Here is a 21,175-nt window from a genome sequence, read left to right as displayed (position 1 = left end):
TCTCTGCTAGAAAAAGGAGGATAAATATGAACAAAATGAAGAGAATAAAGGGCGCTATGCTTGTAGTGTTATTGCTGTTGATTGCTGCTTGCGGAGCGAAAGAAGAATCATCAGAGAAGGACCTAGAATTATCGGTGGTCGGTCTGACAAAGCTTGTCATTGATCATCGGAATGGGGAAATTCAGGTTTCAGGGAACTCTGATTCAGATAAAATCGAAGTCGTTGCTGTGGCCAAGAGCAACGGGGTCAGCATGGATAAATTGGAATTAAATCTAGAAGCACAGAAAGATGTTGCTTATTTAGATGCACGTTTTAGAGGGCAATTCCTCGCTATGGGATCGGGGGCAGTCGATCTGGAAATCAAAGTTCCAAAGCAGCTTAAGCTGGATATTAAATCCCATCGTGACGGCAATATCCAAGTATCAGAGCTAGCGTCCAGCGCCAAGATTGAAAATATCAATGGTGATATTCAAGTATCGAATCTAACCGACTCACTTGAAATTGATAATCGAGATGGTGACATCACCGCTCGTGATATCGGTTCGGATGTAGTTATTAACAATATCAATGGACATATTACGATTGATCAGATAGGTGGCTCAGCACAGATACACGTAGGTGATGGTAGTCTAGATATCAACCACGTGGCGAAAGATGCTTCTATTACTCAGTCAGGTAACGGAGAAGTCAGGATTGGTGAAGTAAAGGGCAAGATCCTTAAGAATAAAGAATAGTGAATGAACGACCCCTGTCTCGTTTCATCTGATAAAAATAGATTTAGTTCAGAAGAAAAAAAGGATTCTTCTCCAAGTAGATAAAAGAGAAACTATTCAAGGATCGGGATAAAGAACAAAAGAAAAGCGCTGTCAAAAAGCAGACTTTTCTTTTGTTTCTAGCTATGCAACAGTGGATTTAGGGTGAAATTTATTTTGATCAAACATTGTAAGGTTGCTTTGTAACTTTGAATAAAAATTTTTCAAAATGACTTGTAATCCATCATTTATGATTTAGTGCTACATATTGTTCTACCGTTATTAGTCGGTTCACATCTATCAACCAAGCATTAACCGTCGTTCTCTCCTTTCACTCTCTCAAATTTTAGGTACTCTTCCCCTTCTTATCTATTTTTGACACCGCCTATGGGAGACTACTGTAGCTGCCGCTTTGCTCTTGCTACAAAAAACATTTGCTGAAAGAAATTAAATAAATACCATTTTCATCCTAATTCTTTAGTAGAATCAACTAGCAACTGCTGTAAATGTTTTTTCACTTCAGGCCATTCTTGTAAAGTAATACTATACATCACAGTATGGCGAGTTGTGCCATCCTTGCGCACCATATGATTACGTAAAACACCCTCCTTTTTTCCTCCTATACGTTCAATTGCTTTTTGAGCACGCACGTTTTCATGGTCTGTTTTAATTTGTACACGTTGTAGATTTAACACTTCAAAACAGTATTGTAATAATAAATATTTACAATTCGTATTTATAGTGGTACGCCAAAAAGCCGGTGTAATCCATGACGTACCTATTTCAAGCCGTTTATGATTCTCATCAATATCCATAAACCTAGTCGAACCAATGATTTGCCCAGAATTTTTATCCACAATAACAAATGGAAACTCTATTTTCGCGTTTTTTGCAGACAGTGCCTTGTCCACAAAGTTATGCACATCATCCATCTTCTCTATCGTTGTGGACAAATAAGGCCAAATCTCTGGATAACTACCAGCCTCTAGGATCCCTTGGGCGTCCTCTTGACCTAATGGTTTAAGTAATACTACTTCATTTTCTAGTGCTATAAAATTCATTATTATTCACTCCTTTTCCATTATTTAACGGTAATTTTGATATGATGGATATAACCAATTTTCAAATAATTTACCATACCAGGAGGTGCAATATTTTGGAGTTATCAATTTCATTTACTGGAGAGGCATCGAAATACGTGCAAATTTACGAAGAAATAAAACAAGCAGTTATCAACAATAAACTACCGGCCCATGAGCAATTACCTTCCAAACGAACACTTGCTAAAACGCTCGATGTTAGTGTTCATACGATTAAGGAAGCATATGAGCAATTGCTAGCGGAAGGCTATATCTATAGCAAGGAACGCTCAGGTTATTTCATAGCGCCCTTTGAATTCGAATGGGGACAGCAGCTGAAGCCGCATACATCCACTGCTATAACACCAATTACATATGATATTAAATTTGATTTTAACAACGGACATGTGGATAAAGAGGCTTTTCCAATTTCCATCTGGCATAAGCTGTTGAAAAAGCACTTCAATGTGAATAACTTAACGACAAGCCCTTGGCAAGGAGAGGCTCTATTACGGACGGAAATCGCTCGCTACGTTGAACGTTCAAGAGGCGTTGCTTGTGAAGCATCACAGGTGTTTGTTTATAGTGGTACACAAAGTCAGCTTCAAGCTCTATGTCACTTTTTTGGCCCCAAAACACATGTTGGCTTAGAGGAGCCTGGCTTTAAAAGAGTACGTGCAATATTGCAACAATGTGGATTAACAACTCACGCTATTCCTGTTGATCACTCAGGGGTTACAATTCCGAAAAAAACTATCCACATGTTATACACAACACCCGCACATCAGTTTCCGCTTGGCATGGTCATGCCTGTTGAACGGCGTGCAGCACTTCTGCAATGGGCCATTTCTGAGAAAGCATATATTTTTGAAGATGATTATGATTCAGAATTTCGCTATAAGGGGCTCCCTATCCCCTCATTAGCAAAAATGGATCAGCTTCAGCGTGTTATTTATTCCGGAACACTTTCCAAAACACTTATCCCATCGCTACGCATAAGTTACATGATTTTGCCTAAATCGTTAGTTGAAGATTTTGTTCTTTTTAATCAGGAGCAAAAGTCTGTTGTCTCAAAAATAGACCAGCTTGTGATAGCCGATTTTATTGCTCAAGGTTTTTTCGATAAGCATTTAGCTAAAATGCGCACTATTTATCGCAAAAAGCAACAGACATTACTAGCAGCTATTAACGCAAATTTTCCCGAGGATTTCGAAGTAATTGGGGAAAAATCTGGGCTACACATTGTTATGAAGCTACCAAAAAGGCTTGCTGAACAGACTGCGATTAGTCTTGCACGGGAGGCAGGAATCAAAGTCTATCCATGTTCAACCTCCTATCAGCAAGTCTCGAAACACGCCATGATTATTATAGGCTATGGCGGGCTGACCTTTGAGCAAATCAAAGAAGGTATCGCGTTACTTGCAACAGTTTGGCAATAATCCCCCGTATTAATGTCGCAATTTTTCAAAAACTAACGAAACCTTTTTTAAATTCCTTTCGTATATCAATTATGCCTCGGCATAATTGCGTCCGAAATCTGCTTTGTGCCTAGGCCTGCAGATGTTTTTTGCGCGAAAGCGTAGTGCTAACGTAGCGTCAGCAACAGATGTTTTTTGTGCGAAAGCGCAGTGCTAACGCAGCGTCAGCAACGTGTTTTTGTCTGTGCGAAAGCGTAGCGGCAGCAACACAGCATGATGTGGTCACTCAGTCATTGCCACAGGACATGGCGTTCTTAGACTGAGTTCCTCTATTTCAGTGGGTGTTTGAACACCCGCTGAAAGAAGTTAATTAAATGCAAAAAATAAGGGGAATAGACAAAATGGAGAATGTCGAGCAATTAGAAAAGCATTTACAGGAAATTCAAGCATGGGAAAAAGATCAAAAGGATTTGTGGTTTTTTGATAAATTAGGTCGCATCCCATTTAAAATCTTAGATAAGATGACACCTACCTTCCTTCAAAATAAAATAGCATTACTAGTTGATGAATTAGGAAGCTATATTCAAACAGGTGGCAAATATTTAATTAATGAACAAGCAATGATGCAGAAAATCCGTAACCAATCTTCGTTTCAAAATATTTTTGCTATATCCGATATTAGTCAAATGCCGCTAGAGGATATGATTGCGCTAAGTGACAAATTACAAAATGAGCGTGTGAAATTCGCAACAGTGCAAGGTGCTTCTACTGGCTTTGGTGGTATTTTCACATTGGCTATTGATATTCCTCTTATTTTAGGGATGGCTTTAAAAACATTGCAAGAGATTGCGATCATTCATGGCTATGATCCGAACGATAAAATGGAGCGTATTTTCATCGTAAAATGTCTCCAATTCAGCTCCGCCGATATTGTCGGCAAAGAAGCGATATTGAAGGAACTTTCGTCCATGTATGATACTCATAATAACGCAGCAGAAAATATGATTTCACAGCTTCAAGGTTGGAAGGAAGTATTCTTTACGTATCGCGATCAGTTTGGTTGGAAAAAGCTGTTCCAAATGATTCCGATTGCCGGGATGATTTTCGGTGCCTTTGCCAATAAAGGCATGATGCAAGATGTTGCCGAAGCAGGTATTATGCTCTATCGTAAGCGACGTATTTATGAAAAAATAAATGAACTAAACAAGCAGTAACACTAACAATATCAACATTGAAAAAAGATGGCTCTGACCGTACAGGTCGGAGTCATCTTTTCATCTCTTATTCAATATCTATATCTACCACTACATTTTCAAGGTACTCATCAAGATTCCCTTTATTTACAGCTTGCATAATAGTTGATTGATCTTCCCTGTTCTCTAAAGATTTTATTATTAAATATCCCACATTTGGATAGTAATGAAGCCAATCAAAAAAGTTATCCACATTTGTTGTTACTTCATTCACAGTATGGAAGCTATAGACGGTACCAAACACATCCACCATTTCGTTCATCCATCTGCTATATGCCTCGTAACGATTATCATTATGCAAAATTGTTTGAAGTCGTTTGGCAGGCATTAACTCCGTAAAGACAACTAATTCTGTATTTGGAAATGCCTCTTTTATAGCTTGAAGCTTTTTCCGATAGTCATGATCATACATAAAAGGCTTGGCTGACTCTGCTTTAAAATTTTTCTTAAATTCTTGCCACGACTGCTCCATATCATCATTCGGATATGTAGTTTGTGCAATATTATTACGCATGTAACTACGAGCACCATCATAATGATTTGCCTTAGAGATATCATAATTAAAACGAGCATAATGCATAGTGCTTTCTGAAAATAAAGATTTTATTGCATAAAACGGTGCCTCAGACGTCTCAATATAAGTTTGCGGCGGATTCAATGTATTAGGTTTGCTAGTATTAGCTGAATCAAAATATAACTCAATAAAAATCTTCTTAAACGGCTTACCATTTTTCTTTTCAGCATATTTCATATAAGGCAAGTATTCTTCTATCTGCAGCCCACTTAATGAATAATTATAGACACTTTCTGTTGTAAAGGCCCTTTCATCAAGATACGTAATCCTGCTCGTTCCAATTAGCAAACTATCATAATTGAAATCATGGTTATTAATATAATTTGTTTTTAATTGTCTTTCATCAAAGCCAAGCTGATAGTCGTTAAAGTCATTGGCATGTGTGTAATTCCATAGAGGATCAATATAATAATTGAAACCCATAATTCCGAAAACAGGTAATCCTATTACGATGAAGGATGTGGCAAACAATTTTACTAACCATTTTTTCGGATCCAAGTTAATTCACACCTTTATTTAGAAATTAAAATATAAGAATATACTATTTTTTTGCATATAATAGATCGATATAAGAACTAGCGCAATCATACATTGCATATAAATGATTGCTCCCCAATTAAATGTCATCTTATCCATTAACTGAATAGAATTTAAGGCAGTAAATGCAAGTACAAGTGTGATTAAAAGTCCTACAACAATCACGATCGGATCACTTAATGTTAATCCCATAACACTAAATGCTTCAGCTTGAGCAAAATTAGTAAGCGGCTCCGTAAAGAAACTCGTTATAGATTCCATATTTGGCGTAAACATTTTAGATATAATAGTATTTGCTTGCTCGAGGCTTGTTGCACGGAAGTATACCCAAGCAATGTTAACAAATTGGAAGGTTATAAACCACGAAAGTAAATAAGGAAGTTTAACACCAGTTTTACTAAAAAGTCTTACCACAACAGACGCAAAACCATGCATAAGTCCCCATAAAATAAAATTCCATCCAGCGCCGTGCCAAAATCCACTGATGAAGAAAATAATTAAAATATTTATATAAGTCCTAAAAGCCCCTTTTCGGCTACCACCTAACGGAAAATATACATATGTAGTTAAAAACCGATTCAAGGTCATATGCCACTTTTTCCAAAACTCCTGAATATTACGTGCTTTGTAGGGAGAGAAGAAATTTACTGGCAATTTAATATTAAATAATAAGGCTAAACCAATCGCCATATCAGAATATCCACTAAAATCGTAATAAAGTTGTACAGTATATGATAAGGAAGTAATCCACGCTTCCACAAAACTTAAGTTACTATAATTTTCAAAACCTGCATTAGCCCATATGCCCACCGTATCCGCAATAACAATCTTTTTGACTAAACCGATGACAAAGATAAATAAGCCACGTGCAACATTGTCATGAATAATTTTTCGATTTTCTTTAATATCATACTGTGGAAGCATTTCATCATGCTGAACAATTGGCCCCGCTACTAATTGTGGGAAAAACAAAATGAACAGCGCATAATTGCTAAATTTATAATGAGCAGTTCCATCTCGATAACTATCAACAATAAAAGCAATTTGTTGAAATGTAATAAAACTAAGCCCTAATGGTAGCAATAAATGCAACATTGCAAAATCTGTATCGAATAAACTATTAATATTTGTAATAAAGAAATCTGTATATTTATAGTAACAAAGTATTAAAACATTAAAGACTACTCCGATAATCATATAAGTCTTTCTCAGACGATTATTGCTATTATTAATGATCCGACTTAAAGCAAAGTTCACAATGATTGAGACCGTGATGATTGCTAAATAAGTTAACTTAAAATAACCATAAAAAAACAAAGAGCTCAGTACCAACCAATAAATCGCATATTGTTGGTTACTGAAGCGATTTAAGAAAAAATAGACTACAAATGTAATTGGTAAAAATAGAAAAATAAATTCAAAGGAATTAAAAAGCACTCCATCACTCTCCTATTAGCCATTCCTTTATATTCGCGCTTAATTATACAAGAGGCCAAACATAACATTATATTTTAAAATTGACCTAAAACAAATAACAATATCAAAATAAGGTAAAGAAATACAAAAATCCATATAATAATATCGTATTTTAACAAATATTTGAAGAGGTTTCTGTACTATGTAGAAAGTATGGCCCTTCGGCAAATCTGTGCGAAGCAGAGTGTTAGCGAAGCGTCAGCAACAACTTAAGGTGGGGGCGGCTCGACGCTCGCCCACAGGAAAGCGAGTAGCCTGAATCGGAAATCACCCTCATTTAAAGAGCCACAACATTCGCCAAAACCTTCTTGACCATTTTGTTTTTTACACTATAAAACCCTGTATAGTGTGTATCTATACAGGGTTTTAATGTTTTATATTTTAATTAAAATTTTCCCTTGATGCTGACGACTTTCCATTAATTTATGGGCTTTCTGCATGTCCTCTAATGCAAAAACATTGGCAATTGGTACTTGGAAACTTTCATCTTTCAATAAAGTAAACATCTCCTGCGCAACTTGTTGTAGCATTTCAGGTTTGAAGGCTCGAGTCGTTCCTAAGCTAAAGCCTTTCACATTGCGGCAGCTACTATGTAAATCAGATGTTTTTATATTTCCTGCCTTACCACCACTATTTCCAAATTGCACTAGCGTACCATAAGGAGCTAAGCAGTTAAAACTCTCTTCCGTAATATTACCTGCAATTGAGTCAAAAATAATGTTAACACCTTGACCATCCGTATATTCATTAACTTGTTCACCAAAATTTTCATATGTCAGCACATGATGTGCACCTAGTTCAAAGGCAATTGGCGCTTTCTTCATATCACTAACCGTGCCAATAATTTTCTTAGCACCTAGCTTTTTCACCATTTGAATAAGCATTGTCCCTACCCCACCGGATGCAGCATGAATTAATACACGATCGTCCTTACTAATTGGAGCGATTTGATGTGTCAAAAGATAAGATAGAAATGAAACTGTTGGCACAGCAGCTATCTTTTCCAAAGGGACATCATTTGGAATTTTAAAAACGAGCTGCTCTTTTGCCACCACATATTCTGCATAGGCTCCATTTTTCGGGAATGCAATTACTTGGTCCCCCTTAATAAAAACACTGCTTTCATCAAAAACTTCTTCCACTACACCCGCTACATCTAAACCAAGTATCATCGGAAAATTCGCTTTTGCCTTATTCCCTGTTCGGTTTTTAATATCAGCAAAATTCACACTCGTATATGACGTGCGTATTAATACTTCCCCTTCCGAAATAGTAGGCTTTGGACATTCCACATACTTTAAAACATCAGAAGTGCCAAACTCATTGATGATAACCGCCTTCATAAAATTCCCCCTCCTTGTTATAGTAAAATTATACAATAAAAGGATCACCACTAAAACGTGTGGTTGATTTCCGTTCCGACTGAGCGCTTTGCCGCTTACGCTTCGCTTTCGCGCAGAGCAGAGCTTCCTGGGGGCGTCCAACCTCCACTCAACCTATATACATGGCATACGTTTTAATAAATGTCATCCACAACTTTTGGTGATGAACCTAATAAAAGGAAGAAAAATGGAGGTATTTCCATGAAAATGAAACTTAAAAAAGAACAACATAATGGCATTGCATACAATTACTTTGACAGCACTAGTGATAAAGTTTGCTTTATGTTCTCTGGCACAGGCTATACTTATGAAAAACCACTTCTTTATTATTCCACGGTACTGATGCTAGAGCTTGGCTATGATGTTGTACAGGTATGCTATACATTTGATCCGCAGCAATTCGAACAGGAGCCAGAAGCTATTTCAGAAATGGTTTATAATGCAGCAAATCCTATTGTAGACTATATTTTAAGCACCAAATCTTATACGGAAGCTGTATATATAGGAAAATCACTTGGAACATTGGCTATCATAGATTTTTATATGCAACAGTCTTCACTTGTTCCTTCTCGTTATGTACTTTTTACTCCCTTATTGTCTCTTGAACATATCATGCAAAACTTACTAGAAAAGCAGACGTTTTTAGCAATCGGTACAGCTGATCCTCATTATTCTAAAGAACGTTTAGAACAACTTTCTTCACATGAGCTTGCTATTGTAAAAAATGCTGACCATTCTCTTGAAATAGCTATTAATACAGTAGAATCAATCATCATTTGCCAATCACTATTAACAGCACTTAAAGCCTATCTTCAATAAGATTATCAGAACCTTTTCGTGAAATATCGGTATGTTTTCAAGATTTATCGGAACAATTTCATAGTTTATCGGAATGTTTCTCACATTTATCGGAACACTTTTTCATACGCAAAAAAATATGGCTTGGGCCCATTAAAATAAGGCTCAAGCCACTTTTAGACTTTTTTAAACTCCTTCATTTGAGTATTCGGGGTTTCTTTGATGAACAATCTGTGTTCCTGCTATATCACCAGTAATATTGACCACGGTATTCCCCATATCTACAATTGGAGAAACAGCCGCAATGATTGGGATTATTGTAAGAGGAAGACCCATTGTAGAAAGCAATAGTGATGCAGTCACAACATCCGCCCCTTTCACTCCTGCGCAGCCCATTGCAAGAACAACACCTAAAAAAGCAGTTTGTAAAATCATACTGAACGTAATAGGGAGCCCATATAGATTTGCCGCAAATACTGCTAGAACACCTAATGTCGATGCTAATCCATTCATATTAAGTGTAGCGCCAAGTGGAAGCGTGAAACCATATATATGTTCTGGTATTTTAAGTCCCCTTTTTGAAACCTCCATCGACGCAGGAAGTGTTGCACTACTTGATGTTGTACTACAAGCTACAAGCATAGCTGGACTTATTTGTTTGTAAAAGAAAACTGGACTGGTTTTTCCTAATACTTTTAACATAATCGGATAGACCACTAAGAGAATAATTAAAAACCCGATAAATGCTGATAATACATATCGACCAACTTCGATCACTACCCCAAACCCAAGCGTTCCGACAACGTTTGCGATTAATGCCATAATTCCAAATGGAGCAAAATTAATAACAATTTCAGCAATCTTAATCATCAAATCCGCGCCTTCATGAGCTAATTCCTTAATTCTATTCACTTTGTCTCCAAGAAGTACTATGGCAACTCCGACAAAAACAGCAAAGATAATAATTTGAAGCATATTGGTCTCTGCCATTGATTGCACAACGTTTGACGGAAACCATTGAACAATATTATCAAGAAAACTAAATTCCTCTTGATCTATAGCTTCTGTTTTACCGAGAAGCCCTACCTCTCCTTTACCTGGGCTGATTAAAAGGGCCGTAACGACACCAATAATCGTCGCTAATAAAGTGGTAAGAACATAAATAATCATTATTTTACCACCGATAGACTTTAACATTTTAATATCTTCAAGCTTAGTAATACCCGATACAATACTGAAAAAGGCCAATGGAACGATGAGCATTTGTAACAAGCGAATAAAAATGTCCCCGATAGGTTTTATAATGGCAACTTTGGGTCCAAAGACAAAACCTAACACAATCCCTACTAATACCCCGATGAAAATCTTTACATATAGCTTTTGATTCCTCCACCACTTCATGCAAACACCTCCTTATTCTCTAAGCACAAAAGACAAAATATTCAGTTAACTAAATCCGCAATATTTAACTAACTATTATCTGTATTAATCTTCATTATTTTTAAGTGGGACTTAAATTTTTGTGTAAAAAACGCTCTGTTACCAAAATATAGGGCAGTATTTTTGTTAAAACGTATGCGGTTGAATTGGAGTGAAGACTGAACACCCCTAGGAAGCTTTGCTCTGCGCGAAAGCGAAGCGTCAGCGGCAAATGGTTTATCTGCGCGAAAGCGAAGCGTCAGCGGCAAATGGTTTATCTGCGCGAAAGCGAAGCGTCAGCAGCAAAGCGCCCAGTCGGAATAGAAATCAACCCCACGTTATAATGATGAGCCAAAAAATGGACTCAATTAAAATATTTCAACATCTTGATAGTTCCGCACCAACTTAGTTATTTAAATGACACTTAACTATAATTTTAAAGGTTAATGTAAGTCCCCATTTTATGTTTAATAGCCTTGTCATAAAAATACTTTGCAACTACAATGTCTACAACCGCTAATCCTACCGATTTAAATAGCGTAATTTCTTCTGCACTTTCTCTTCCTTTTAGTTGCCCGTCAATAATTTGTCCGAGCTCTCCAAAGATATCACCCGAATCAAAGACTCCTTCATTTATTGGAATTATTATGTCACCAGTCTCTTCTATGGCTGCTTCTTTAGATTCAACTACTACTTTGTGAGCTGAAGAAAGAGCATGAGACGGCAATTCCTGCATCGTAGGTCTGAATGAACCAACCGCATTTACATGAACACCTGGCTTTAACGGTTCAGAAAAAACTGGTGTTGAAGAATTGGTTGTGGTCACAATAATATCAGCTTTAAGTACCGCTTCATTCGGATCTGAATAAACTTGTACATGCTTATCGAATTTATTTCTAATATACTTCGCGAATTCATGTGCTTTTTGCTCCGTTCTATTATAAAGAAGAATTTCTTCAATATTTCGTACAGCTACTATTGCTTCAACTAGACCTTTTGCTTGTTCCCCCGTGCCGATGATGCATAACTTTTTTGAATCTTCACGAGATAAATACTTCGTTGCAACACCTGATAACGCACCCGTTCTAATCATTGTTAAATAAGAACCTTCTAGTAGAGCAATTGGTTCGCCAGTTTTAAAATCTGATAGCATTACTACGCCCGTTATCGTTTTCTTACCTAATTCTTTATTATTAGGTGCTACTGTTACTATCTTTAATCCGACACTACTAAGTTCTTCTGCTACCGATGGCATAATCAATGCTGTATTTTGGCCGTTATCGAAAGGCAGAGCAGCGCGGATAGGTGTAATAGTTCTATTTGCTGAAAATTCCCTCAAGGCAACAGCCACACATTCAATAACTTCATTCATATCTACTAAACTTTTTTGTTCATCCGTACTTATAACTAACATAATTCCCCACCCTTTTTCTAACTTTATATCCATCGCATTTGGTACAAAAATTAAATTTTTGGCTACTACATTAGGTGCAAAATCAGCAGCAAATTTACTTCAATAAAAACCCTCTATTAAGGGGATCCTCTGGACTAATCACGAATTGATGGAAACCTGTAATAAAGGCGTTCCCAGTAACTTTTGGAATAACAGCTTTATAGTCATCCACTTTCGTTAAAGAAAGTATTTCACCAACAAATTGTCCATCTGTTATACTTTCATGAATAAAACTTCCACTTTCCTTCAGTACGCCACGTTCGTATAAAGTAGCTACTCTTGCAGCAGTACCAGAACCACATGGAGATCGATCTACCTGTTTGTCAGCAAAGATTGTGACATTTCGTAAATCCGCATGGCTGTCTTTTGGATTATCAGAGAAAATTACACCATAGATCCCCGTTATATCTTCAAATGGATGTTTTACTTCAATTTGACTTTCAATGTAATGTTTAATTTTGTCACCCGATACTTGTAAATCCCATAAATCTTTGTTGTTCACTTTCAAGCCAACTTTTTCACTATCAACCACGGCATAAAAAGCACCACCGTATGAAATATCCACATCAAATTCGTAACCATCAATTTTAATCGGAAAATCTTTTCTATAGACGAAAGAAGGTACATTTTCAAAGGAGACAGATTCTACTTTAGTTCCTCTACACTTTGCATACGCTGTTACAGGCCCACACGGACAATCAATGATCAGTTTATCATTTTCATCTTTCACCTCAATCATGCCTGTTTCAATAGCCATGGTCACTACCGCAATAACGCCATGGCCACACATTGTACTCCAACCCTCATTGTGCATAAACAACACACCTAGATCTGCGCCTTCGCTTGCTGGTGGAGTAATAATGCAACCATACATGCCATCATGACCTCTAGGCTCATACATTAAAACTTCTCGAATATGATCTAAATGTTCCATACAATAGGCACGTCTTTCTAGCTGCGTGCCTCCTTTAATTTCTGGTAAACCTCCAGTAATAATACGCAACGGTTCTCCAGATACATGGAGATCAATCGTAGTAAACATTTTTTTGAATTCCATCATTCTTCCCTCCAATTTGTTTGATATTTAATACATTTGTTAATAAACACGTTATTTAATCATAGCTTTAATTATCTGCAAATATCCCTCTAAATTTAAATGTGACTTAAATTTTCACCTAAAAAAATTGCATTTATTAAATGCTATTTCATGATTCACCTAGATTTGAACTTGATTATTACATAAAAAATTCAACTTCATAAAGTTTATGTAAGTAAAATTTAAATACCACTTAAATTTTATCAAAAGATAAAATTAGAAATGTAAAGCGTTTACAATTATTATACATTCAATTTCTGAAGATTCAATATTTTTTCCAAAAGACTTCTACTAAAAAAGTTAAACGTCAACAGGTCTCGCAGTTAAAAACAACTCAAACCCAAAGGCTACCATAACTTTACAAGAATTTAAGTATTATATATACTTTATTACAATAAGACTATATTTGAGGTTGATAAAATGGATCAAGATATAGGGATTTTAATAAAAAGACTTCGTAAGTCAAAAAAAATGACATTAAAGGAAGTCTCTGAAAAAACAGATTTATCGATAAGCTTTTTATCTCAAGTAGAACGATCTCTTTGTTCTATCACATTACATTCCTTGCGCAAAATATCTGAAGCTCTTGGTGTTAGTCCTAGTTATTTCTTTCCGGATACAATACAAATGGACAAAGATATGATTAGGCGAGGAACTTATAAACAATCCGAACATAAGTCATCGTTTATTTATTCGGACCTTTCTGGAAATGTATCAAATCCTATATTTGTGCCGATTTTAGTAACCTTATTACCGGGAGACCAACGAGAGACCCCTTTTTCACATGCAGGACAGGAGTTTATATATGTCACCGATGGAATCTTGACAATCATTCTTGATAATACAGAATATGATCTATATCCTGGGGATAGTATTCATATGAATTCGACCATCCCCCACAACTGGTTTAATAAAACAGATAAACCTACAAATTTTATATTTATTACTTCAACTACCATCAAAGTTTAAATTAATACCATAAATCCACTAACTGACGCATTGCTTCGTTTATTTTGATAAAACTTAATAGATGGCAAGAGTCAATTATTCACCTATTTTAATTAAACAAGCCAGCAGCCCTTTATATTGAAATGAAAGGCTACTGGCTTATATTTTTAAAAATACTTTTCGGTTTATCGGAATATTCCAAAAGTAACACTTTACTAAAAATACAAATTTATGCTACACTAGCGAAAATACATTGAAGAGAAAAGTAAATAAGGCTGTTCTTCCCAGAGAGCTCGAGTTGCTGAAAACGAGTAGGAACGAATTATTGAAACAAGCCTCGGAGTAGCGCATTGGATTTCTACTTGAATGATGGTGCGACGGGAACTCCCGTTACAGAGTAACAGTATAAGCATAAGTATGTATGCCGTACTGAAAAGACTATTATGGTGACATAATAGTGAACTAGGGTGGCACCACGTGAATATAAATTCCACAATCTCGTCCCTAAGACAAAACGTCTTGGAGGTGGGATTTTTTTGTTTAGTTACTTGTAAACAAACACTAGGAGGAATTTATATGAGCATGAATAAATTATTAGAAGCGTGGCGTTATCCGGCTATATTATTGTTTAGTATTGGTGTTTCCAGTGTTGGAAGTTGGATCTATTTTATCGCTTTAAATCTTATTGTCTTAAACCTCACAGGGTCAGCTATAGCTGTGTCCGGTTTGTATATCGTTAGAGCGTCATCCACACTATTTTCCAGTTTTTGGTCAGGTAGTTTGATAGATCGTTTAAATAAAAAATATCTAATGTTTGTTCTTAACAATTTTCAATCTTTACTAATTATCATACTTCCTTTCTTTTCTACTTTAGCTTGGATTTACGTCTTAGTCTTCGTAATCACCATAGCGAGTTCTATGTATCACCCAACTTCCATGACTTACATTACGAAATTGATACCCATAGAACAAAGGAAACGTTTTAACTCACTTCGTAGCTTACTCGATTCAGGCGCATTCATAACTGGTCCAGCCATTGCAGGAATGCTATTTACGATTGGAACGCCTAATACGGCCATATATTTGAATGCCATTGCTTTATTTTTATCAGCCTGTATCACATTAGGTATGCCTAATGTTGAAGCCAATGAAGAACTTACTAGTAAAACCAATCATACATTTTCCTTCAAGTTATTAGTAGATGATTGGAAACTTGTTATAAGATTTAGCCTTAAAAATTCCTATATTATGATAATCTATTTTTTATTTAGTGCGATGATTGTCATGATGACAGCGACGGATTCTTTAGAGGCTGCCTTTGCTACTCAAGTACTTTCATTATCCGAAGGTGAATATGGTATTTTAGTAAGCATAGCAGGTGCTGGAGTATTAGTTGGTTCTTTAACGAATACGGCAATCGTAGAAAAAGTGTCGACTGCTTGGCTAATAGGAATGGGTTCGGTAATAACAGCATTAGGCTATTTAACTTTCACATCCTCTTACACATTTCTTATCGCTTCTTTTGGATGCTTTCTTTTGTCCTTTGCGACAGCCTTTGCCAATACAGGTTTCTATACCTTTTATCAAAACAATATTCCTGTCGACAGTATGGGGAGAATAGGAAGTATCTACGGTTTTGTGGAAGCTTTGTTCGTAATCATCATAACTGCCATCTTTGGAGTTGCAGCTGAAATTATATCTATTCGAAATGTTGTTATATCCGCATCCATCATCATGTTTTTAGTAGCATCTACATTGCTAATTTTGAATATTCAACCCTCGAAGGCTAGATTCTATAGAAATATTTCTAAACTCAATGAGTAGAGGGAATTTTAATACTGTCGCCGCTTTGCTATGCAAACGGAAGCAATAGCGATATAAAAATCGTAGCGCCTCCTATTAGAAGGGGCGCTACGTAAAATGTGTGGGTTAAGACATAATAGTTTCTACCGTTGTATCGATAGCTCTATTCATAGTTTCGGCTTCTCTATCTATCACTCTGGCTCTTCTTTCCATCGCTTGGTCGGGGCTATCCACGATTTTGGCTGTTCTATCCACGACTTTGATGGTTCTATCCACGAATTCGGCCGCTCTATCCACGACTTTGACGAATCTATCCGTCACTTTGACTCTTCCTTCCGTCGCTTTGCCCTTCCTATCCGTCGCCCCGACTTCTTTCCGTCGCTTTGACCTTCCTATCCGTCGCTTCGGCATTTCTTTCCGTCACTCCAACTCTTCCTTCCGTCGCTTGGGCCTTCCTATCCGTCGCCCCCATTTCTATCCGTCGATCGGGCTCTTCTTTTCGTCGCTCCGACTTCTTTCCGTCGCTCTGGCATTTCTATCCGTCGATCCGACTCTTCCTTCCGTCGCTTCGGCCTTCCTATCCGTCGATCCGACTTCTTTCCGTCGCTCTGGCATTTCTTTCCGTCGCTCCGACTCTTCCTTCCGTCGCTTTGGCCTTCCTATCCGTCGCTCCGACTTCTTTCCGTCGCTTCGGCCTTTCTATCCGTCGATCCGACTCTTCCTTCCGTCGCTTTGGCCTTCCTATCCGTCGCTCTGGCATTTCTTTCCGTCGCCCCGACTCTTCCCTCCGTCGCTTTGGCCTTTCTATCCGTCGCCCCGACTTCTTTCCGTCGCTTCGGCATTTCTTTCCGTCGCTCCGACTCTTCCTTCCATCGCTTTGGCCTTCCTATCCGTCACTCCGACTCTTCCTTCCGTCGCTTTGACCTTCCTATACGTCGCTTTGGCCTTCCTATCCGTCGCCCCGACTTCTTTCCGTCGCTTCGGCCTTTCTATCCGTCGCCCCGACTTCTTCCCGTCGCTTCGGCATTTCTACCCGTCGATCCGACTCTTCCTTCCATCGTCCCGATTTCTATCCGCCACTCTGACTCTCCCATCCAGCTGAAATGCCGAGCACTCACTTCACCCTAAATTGTATGTATACCCTAATAAAACTAAAAAAGGGCATGAATTCAATATAATAATTGAATCATGCCCTAAAAATATTAGTACGCTAAGCCGAATAGCGCTTTGATATGTGTAAGATAGCGAATGTTAGACGCTTCTTTCATAAGTGTTGCAGGAAGACCTTTCAGTTCTGTGTTGCTAGCACCAATTGTCGCAACAGCGTCTTTACGACCTAAGCTTGCAAGTGTACCAGAGTTAACTGCAGAGAAAGACTTCATCTCTTGGTTTTTGTATTGTGCGAATAGGTTGTAGCCAGCGCACTCACCCATTTGCCATGCAACTTGAGCAGTTGGTGCGTATAGTGGACGTCCGCCATCAGCTGGTAATGCAACAGATGCGTCACCAATTACGAATACATCATCGTGAGATGTAGATTGTAAGAACTCGTTAATCGTTGCTTTACCGCGGTCAGCAGCAAGGCCAGATTCTCCTACTAGTGGAAGTGGAGCTACCCCACCTGTCCAAACAAGTGTATTGGCAACGATTGGTTCACGATCTTTAAGAGCGATGACATTACCCTCAACGCCTGTAACAGGAGTACCTGTAATAAATTCAACACCACGTTTTGCTAAGCTTTCCGTAGCACGTTGGATCAATGTATCTGGAAGTACTGGTAAGATTTTCGGACCAGCTTCCACAAGTTTGATTTTAAGATCAGCAAAGTTAACACCGTGTTTTGCTGCAATTTTCGGGAAGTTGTCCACGATTTCACCAACAAGCTCGACACCTGTTAAACCGCCACCACCGATAACGATTGTCGCATCTGCTTCGTCTTTCGTTTGTGCATATGCTTTAATACGGTCTTCGATGTGTCTGTTAATTTTGTTTGCATCGTTCACTGATTTAAGTACCATAGAGTTTTCTTCTAATCCAGGGATACCGAAGAATCCAGTTTGGCTACCTAAAGATACTACTAATGTATCGTAATCTAAAGTATAACCAGTATCTAGGTCAACTTTTTTAGTGTCTACATTGAATTTCGTTACTTTAGCAATTTGTAAATCGATATCTAAACCTTTAAAGATTTTTTTAAGTGGTAAAGCAACAGCACCTTCAGCAATAGTACCACCAGCTAAACGGTGAAGCTCGGTGATAATTTGGTGTGTTGGGAATTGGTTTACTACAGTAATTTTAGCTTCATCAGCTGATAAATACTTACGTGCAGTTAATGCAGTTAAAACGCCAGCGTAACCAGCACCTAAGATGACGATTTCTTTTGACATGATTAATTAATCCTCCGTCCTTACGAATTGAATATATCTCGAGTCGAGTCTTATTTAGATTTACGTTCAGCGCTTACTTGTAAGAAAGCATTAACAAAACGGAAAACACCTTGAACTTGTGGGTCTTTTAACATTTTCATAAGACCGAATAAACCAATTACTTCTTGGCTTTCAGAAGCACGATCTTTCGCTTCAATTGCAGTAGCTGCAAGATTTTTTGCTGAGCCTACTACTGGGCCTGCCATTTCTGTTACAGCACCAACAGTATCATTTTTCAGCACTTCGTCAGTTGCAACAGCTTGAGCGAACTCATACGATTTTGTTAATAACGTCATCATTTCAGTTAACTTTGGTAATTGCTCAACTAAAGTTGTAAGTGATTCCTGAACCTCAGGCTTTAATAATTGATCTAGCACATCCAGTTGTTCTTGACTTACAGTTAATTGTTCAGACTGTGTTTGGTTATTCGTTTCTGACATTTTGAACTCTCCTTTGCCATCACTATTACTATTTTAATTTTATATTGCTTCCATGTAAAAAAGACCATTAAGGCACTTCTTAACAGTCGTTACAGCGCGTATGTCTTACAAATCACCAGTCTAAGAGCTGGACAGCAATTCATATGATTTGTTATTACAATGTTAACTTTACTTTGCAAAAAGTGCATCATAATTCCATCCTTATCTTGTCTTGGTGACATTACAAACTCCATTATAAGACTGTTTGCATATTATTTCAATGAGCTAAATCACAATTTCGACAATCTTTTCAATATTCATTGATTTTGTCAACTATATATTGTATTTAAGTTTGCTTTTCATCCACATTGTTAAAAAATACAATATTATCAAACGTAACTATCTCTGCAAAATATTTGATTTTTAATACTAATTGTTCTTGCTTCGTTTTGTTTTTAATCTTCCCCACCATCGTTCGTGTAATACTTCCTATTTTATATATATAATGTAGGAATTCATTTTCATATAAAAAAATCAACAATCTCTTTTACCTTATTGCTTCTGATATAAAAGGATTTATCGACCAATTATTCGAGTATATCGAAAACTAATTATGATTTATTACCCAAATCTCCTCATTTATCGATAACAATTATTGCGTCATCAAAAAACCTGTTAGAAGAAATATTCTACTAACAGGTCCATATCACAAATTATTTTGTTGGTTTTTTCAAATCCATGGAAGCCGCAGCACTTTCAACTTTCACACGTTTTAGGAAAAGTGCTAGCACAAGTGCCACCACTGTAAGACCTGCAGCAATTAGGAATGAGTGAGTAATACCATCCAATAAAGCATTTTGCATAATTTGTTCTTGCATTTGTTGCATTTGCTCAGGCGTTGGTGCAGAACCCGATTGTGCCGCATTTACCTTCGCTTCTGCAATTAAATCCTGTGCTGTTGCTTTTGTACGGGTATTCATAAACGATACCATCAAAGCACTACCTATTGCCCCTGCCACTTGCTGTACAGTATTGTTAATGGCTGTACCATGTGGATTCATCATTTGTGGTATTTGGTTTAAACCGTTTGTCATAATTGGCATCATAACCATAGACAAACCGAACATACGAATTGTGTACATTGACACGATAAATGTATAGCTTGAATCTATTTCTAACTTCGTTAAGCCGAATGTTGCTAGTGTTGTAATGGTTAAACCGATCATCGCTAACACTCGTGGTCCGAATTTATCAAAAAGCTTCCCTGTAATCGGCGACATAAGCCCCATAATCAGCGCCCCAGGAAGCATCATTAAGCCCGCTTCAAAAGGTTCAATGCCACGAATTGATTGCACATATGCAGGTGTTAAAATCATCCCTGAGAACATAGCCATTGATACGATAACAGAAATAGCCGATCCCAATGCAAACATTGGATATTTGTAAATACGTAATTCTAGCAAAGGCTGATCCATACGTAATTGTTTTAACACGAAGATTATTAATGCGATAAAGCCAACTGAAATCGTGCCATATACCCAAGGACTTGACCAACCCTTATCCCCCGCTGCACTAAATCCATACAGTATACCACCGAATGCTATTGTTGATAATAATACGGATGGGAAATCTAAATGAACTTCACGTGTCTCCATCACGTTATCTAATTTCCAAACAGCAAACAATAAACTAATTACAGCAAACGGAATAATCATTTGGAATAGCATACGCCAATCATGGTGCTCAACAATATATCCTGATAATGTTGGACCTATTGCTGGTGCCATAATCATGACTAAACCAAATATCCCCATCGCTGCCCCACGTTTTTCTCTTGGGAAGCTAGTTAACATAACATTCATTAAAAGTGGTGACATTGTCGATGCACCTGCAGCTTGCACCATACGTCCTGCTAATAGCATACCGAAGTTAGGTGCAAAACCTGCCATAATTGTACCGATCGTAAAGACTGACATCGCTGCAATAAATAAATGTCTATTTTTGAAGCGTGTTACAAAGAATGCCGAAGCTGGTACCAAAATACCACTTACAAGCATATATCCTGTCGCAAGCCATTGTACCTTAGAATACGTTGTGATCCCAAAATCTTTCATGATTGTTGGTAACGCAACGTTTAACAATGTGTTATTTAGAAAGGCAACAAAAGCACCCACAAATAAAATAGCAATCATGCCATAGGGGGGCTTTTTCATTGTTTGCTCACTATTCATTTATATCCCTCAATTCCTTCTTGTTTTTTCAATAAAACTTATTTTATACTCGCAGTCTATTTTTTTCAAGAATTAAGATTAAAAAATTCATAAACATTGATATATAAGCAT

At 37.3% G+C, this 21,175-nt stretch carries 20 protein-coding genes and 1 other annotated feature; of the genes, 7 read left to right on the top strand and 13 right to left on the bottom strand.

What is annotated here, in order from left to right; all coding sequences use genetic code 11:
• Positions 1-26: 26 nt before the first annotated feature.
• Entirely contained in the window at positions 27-734 is a 708-nt protein-coding gene (locus BFJ97_RS17160) for a hypothetical protein (protein ID WP_139114470.1), read from the top strand.
• Positions 735-1,216: 482 nt separating this feature from the next.
• Here the strand turns inward: BFJ97_RS17160 and BFJ97_RS17155 are convergent, their stop codons facing one another.
• The gene (locus tag BFJ97_RS17155; protein ID WP_068985880.1) at positions 1,217-1,813 is read right to left on the bottom strand and encodes a GNAT family N-acetyltransferase; all 597 of its coding nucleotides are present in this window, start codon (positions 1,811-1,813) and stop codon (positions 1,217-1,219) included.
• A gap of 95 nt (positions 1,814-1,908) precedes the next feature.
• On the opposite strand from BFJ97_RS17155, the gene BFJ97_RS17150 reads away from it, so the two are divergent.
• The 3 genes from BFJ97_RS17150 (at position 1,909) to BFJ97_RS17145 (ending at position 4,463) form a co-directional block, all read left to right on the top strand.
• The gene (locus tag BFJ97_RS17150) at positions 1,909-3,270 is read left to right on the top strand and encodes a PLP-dependent aminotransferase family protein (protein WP_068985879.1); all 1,362 of its coding nucleotides are present in this window, start codon (positions 1,909-1,911) and stop codon (positions 3,268-3,270) included.
• Positions 3,271-3,446: 176 nt separating this feature from the next.
• Positions 3,447-3,572, top strand: coding sequence for a hypothetical protein (locus BFJ97_RS25520; protein WP_263297513.1), 126 nt, complete (start codon positions 3,447-3,449; stop codon positions 3,570-3,572).
• 78 nt (positions 3,573-3,650) lie between these two features.
• Positions 3,651-4,463, top strand: coding sequence for an EcsC family protein (locus tag BFJ97_RS17145; RefSeq protein ID WP_068985878.1), 813 nt, complete (start codon positions 3,651-3,653; stop codon positions 4,461-4,463).
• A gap of 67 nt (positions 4,464-4,530) precedes the next feature.
• Here BFJ97_RS17145 and BFJ97_RS17140 read toward each other — a convergent pair whose 3' ends face one another.
• The 3 genes from BFJ97_RS17140 to BFJ97_RS17130 form a co-directional block, all read right to left on the bottom strand.
• Positions 4,531-5,574, bottom strand: a complete 1,044-nt coding sequence (locus BFJ97_RS17140) for a hypothetical protein (RefSeq protein ID WP_068985877.1) — start codon at positions 5,572-5,574, stop codon at positions 4,531-4,533.
• Positions 5,575-5,592: 18 nt separating this feature from the next.
• Positions 5,593-7,050, bottom strand: a complete 1,458-nt coding sequence (locus BFJ97_RS17135) for an MBOAT family O-acyltransferase (RefSeq protein ID WP_068985876.1) — start codon at positions 7,048-7,050, stop codon at positions 5,593-5,595.
• 413 nt (positions 7,051-7,463) lie between these two features.
• Complete coding sequence (locus BFJ97_RS17130) at positions 7,464-8,432, bottom strand: quinone oxidoreductase family protein (protein WP_068985875.1); 969 nt, start codon at positions 8,430-8,432, stop codon at positions 7,464-7,466.
• A 240-nt stretch (positions 8,433-8,672) separates the two neighbouring features.
• Between BFJ97_RS17130 and BFJ97_RS17125 the strand changes: the two genes are divergently transcribed.
• A complete protein-coding gene (locus tag BFJ97_RS17125; protein ID WP_068985874.1) occupies positions 8,673-9,290 on the top strand; it encodes a hypothetical protein in 618 nt (205 codons plus the stop codon).
• A 165-nt stretch (positions 9,291-9,455) separates the two neighbouring features.
• Here the strand turns inward: BFJ97_RS17125 and BFJ97_RS17120 are convergent, their stop codons facing one another.
• The 3 genes from BFJ97_RS17120 to BFJ97_RS17110 form a co-directional block, all read right to left on the bottom strand.
• On the bottom strand, positions 9,456-10,670 hold the full coding sequence (locus tag BFJ97_RS17120; protein WP_068985873.1) for a dicarboxylate/amino acid:cation symporter: 1,215 nt from the start codon (positions 10,668-10,670) through the stop codon (positions 9,456-9,458).
• A 454-nt stretch (positions 10,671-11,124) separates the two neighbouring features.
• Positions 11,125-12,102, bottom strand: a complete 978-nt coding sequence (locus BFJ97_RS17115) for an ornithine cyclodeaminase family protein (protein WP_068985872.1) — start codon at positions 12,100-12,102, stop codon at positions 11,125-11,127.
• A 94-nt stretch (positions 12,103-12,196) separates the two neighbouring features.
• The gene (locus BFJ97_RS17110) at positions 12,197-13,198 is read right to left on the bottom strand and encodes a proline racemase family protein (protein WP_068985871.1); all 1,002 of its coding nucleotides are present in this window, start codon (positions 13,196-13,198) and stop codon (positions 12,197-12,199) included.
• A 459-nt stretch (positions 13,199-13,657) separates the two neighbouring features.
• On the opposite strand from BFJ97_RS17110, the gene BFJ97_RS17105 reads away from it, so the two are divergent.
• Together BFJ97_RS17105 and BFJ97_RS17100 are read left to right on the top strand one after the other, a co-directional pair.
• The gene (locus BFJ97_RS17105; RefSeq protein ID WP_068985870.1) at positions 13,658-14,206 is read left to right on the top strand and encodes a helix-turn-helix domain-containing protein; all 549 of its coding nucleotides are present in this window, start codon (positions 13,658-13,660) and stop codon (positions 14,204-14,206) included.
• 223 nt (positions 14,207-14,429) lie between these two features.
• Positions 14,430-14,694, top strand: a binding site (T-box leader).
• Between the two features lie 67 nt (positions 14,695-14,761).
• The gene (locus BFJ97_RS17100; RefSeq protein WP_175401793.1) at positions 14,762-16,009 is read left to right on the top strand and encodes an MFS transporter; all 1,248 of its coding nucleotides are present in this window, start codon (positions 14,762-14,764) and stop codon (positions 16,007-16,009) included.
• Positions 16,010-16,114: 105 nt separating this feature from the next.
• Here the strand turns inward: BFJ97_RS17100 and BFJ97_RS17095 are convergent, their stop codons facing one another.
• From BFJ97_RS17095 to BFJ97_RS17075, 6 genes are all read right to left on the bottom strand, one after another.
• Complete coding sequence (locus BFJ97_RS17095) at positions 16,115-16,399, bottom strand: hypothetical protein (protein ID WP_068985869.1); 285 nt, start codon at positions 16,397-16,399, stop codon at positions 16,115-16,117.
• 63 nt (positions 16,400-16,462) lie between these two features.
• Positions 16,463-16,603 (bottom strand): hypothetical protein, encoded by a 141-nt coding sequence (locus BFJ97_RS24835; RefSeq protein WP_175401792.1) that lies wholly within the window; start codon positions 16,601-16,603, stop codon positions 16,463-16,465.
• A 44-nt stretch (positions 16,604-16,647) separates the two neighbouring features.
• On the bottom strand, positions 16,648-16,830 hold the full coding sequence (locus BFJ97_RS24830; RefSeq protein WP_068985868.1) for a hypothetical protein: 183 nt from the start codon (positions 16,828-16,830) through the stop codon (positions 16,648-16,650).
• A gap of 360 nt (positions 16,831-17,190) precedes the next feature.
• A complete protein-coding gene (locus BFJ97_RS17085; RefSeq protein ID WP_068985867.1) occupies positions 17,191-18,375 on the bottom strand; it encodes an NAD(P)/FAD-dependent oxidoreductase in 1,185 nt (394 codons plus the stop codon).
• A gap of 50 nt (positions 18,376-18,425) precedes the next feature.
• The gene (locus BFJ97_RS17080; RefSeq protein ID WP_068985866.1) at positions 18,426-18,854 is read right to left on the bottom strand and encodes a DUF1641 domain-containing protein; all 429 of its coding nucleotides are present in this window, start codon (positions 18,852-18,854) and stop codon (positions 18,426-18,428) included.
• Between the two features lie 692 nt (positions 18,855-19,546).
• Positions 19,547-21,064, bottom strand: a complete 1,518-nt coding sequence (locus tag BFJ97_RS17075) for a DHA2 family efflux MFS transporter permease subunit (RefSeq protein ID WP_068985865.1) — start codon at positions 21,062-21,064, stop codon at positions 19,547-19,549.
• Positions 21,065-21,175 lie beyond the last annotated feature (111 nt).

This window comes from Lysinibacillus xylanilyticus (assembly GCF_001708185.1).
GTDB classification, from domain to species: domain Bacteria; phylum Bacillota; class Bacilli; order Bacillales_A; family Planococcaceae; genus Lysinibacillus; species Lysinibacillus xylanilyticus_A.
The sequence above is the reverse complement of the archived record's forward strand: the minus strand, read 5'-3'. Positions and strand labels throughout refer to the sequence as shown.

Coding starts and splice junctions, on each gene's coding strand:
- BFJ97_RS17160 (WP_139114470.1), top strand. CDS start 27: ATGAACAAAATGAAGAGAATAAAGGGCGCTATGCTTGTAGTGTTATTG.
- BFJ97_RS17155 (WP_068985880.1), bottom strand. CDS start 1,813: ATGAATTTTATAGCACTAGAAAATGAAGTAGTATTACTTAAACCATTA.
- BFJ97_RS17145 (WP_068985878.1), top strand. CDS start 3,651: ATGGAGAATGTCGAGCAATTAGAAAAGCATTTACAGGAAATTCAAGCA.
- BFJ97_RS17130 (WP_068985875.1), bottom strand. CDS start 8,432: ATGAAGGCGGTTATCATCAATGAGTTTGGCACTTCTGATGTTTTAAAG.
- BFJ97_RS17125 (WP_068985874.1), top strand. CDS start 8,673: ATGAAAATGAAACTTAAAAAAGAACAACATAATGGCATTGCATACAAT.
- BFJ97_RS17120 (WP_068985873.1), bottom strand. CDS start 10,670: ATGAAGTGGTGGAGGAATCAAAAGCTATATGTAAAGATTTTCATCGGG.
- BFJ97_RS17115 (WP_068985872.1), bottom strand. CDS start 12,102: ATGTTAGTTATAAGTACGGATGAACAAAAAAGTTTAGTAGATATGAAT.
- BFJ97_RS17110 (WP_068985871.1), bottom strand. CDS start 13,198: ATGGAATTCAAAAAAATGTTTACTACGATTGATCTCCATGTATCTGGA.
- BFJ97_RS17105 (WP_068985870.1), top strand. CDS start 13,658: ATGGATCAAGATATAGGGATTTTAATAAAAAGACTTCGTAAGTCAAAA.
- BFJ97_RS17100 (WP_175401793.1), top strand. CDS start 14,762: ATGAGCATGAATAAATTATTAGAAGCGTGGCGTTATCCGGCTATATTA.
- BFJ97_RS17095 (WP_068985869.1), bottom strand. CDS start 16,399: ATGCCGAAGCGACGGATAGGAAGGTCAAAGCGACGGAAAGAAGTCGGG.
- BFJ97_RS24835 (WP_175401792.1), bottom strand. CDS start 16,603: ATGCCAGAGCGACGGAAAGAAGTCGGATCGACGGATAGGAAGGCCGAA.
- BFJ97_RS24830 (WP_068985868.1), bottom strand. CDS start 16,830: ATGCCGAAGCGACGGAAAGAAGTCGGGGCGACGGATAGAAAGGCCAAA.
- BFJ97_RS17085 (WP_068985867.1), bottom strand. CDS start 18,375: ATGTCAAAAGAAATCGTCATCTTAGGTGCTGGTTACGCTGGCGTTTTA.
- BFJ97_RS17080 (WP_068985866.1), bottom strand. CDS start 18,854: ATGTCAGAAACGAATAACCAAACACAGTCTGAACAATTAACTGTAAGT.
- BFJ97_RS17075 (WP_068985865.1), bottom strand. CDS start 21,064: ATGAATAGTGAGCAAACAATGAAAAAGCCCCCCTATGGCATGATTGCT.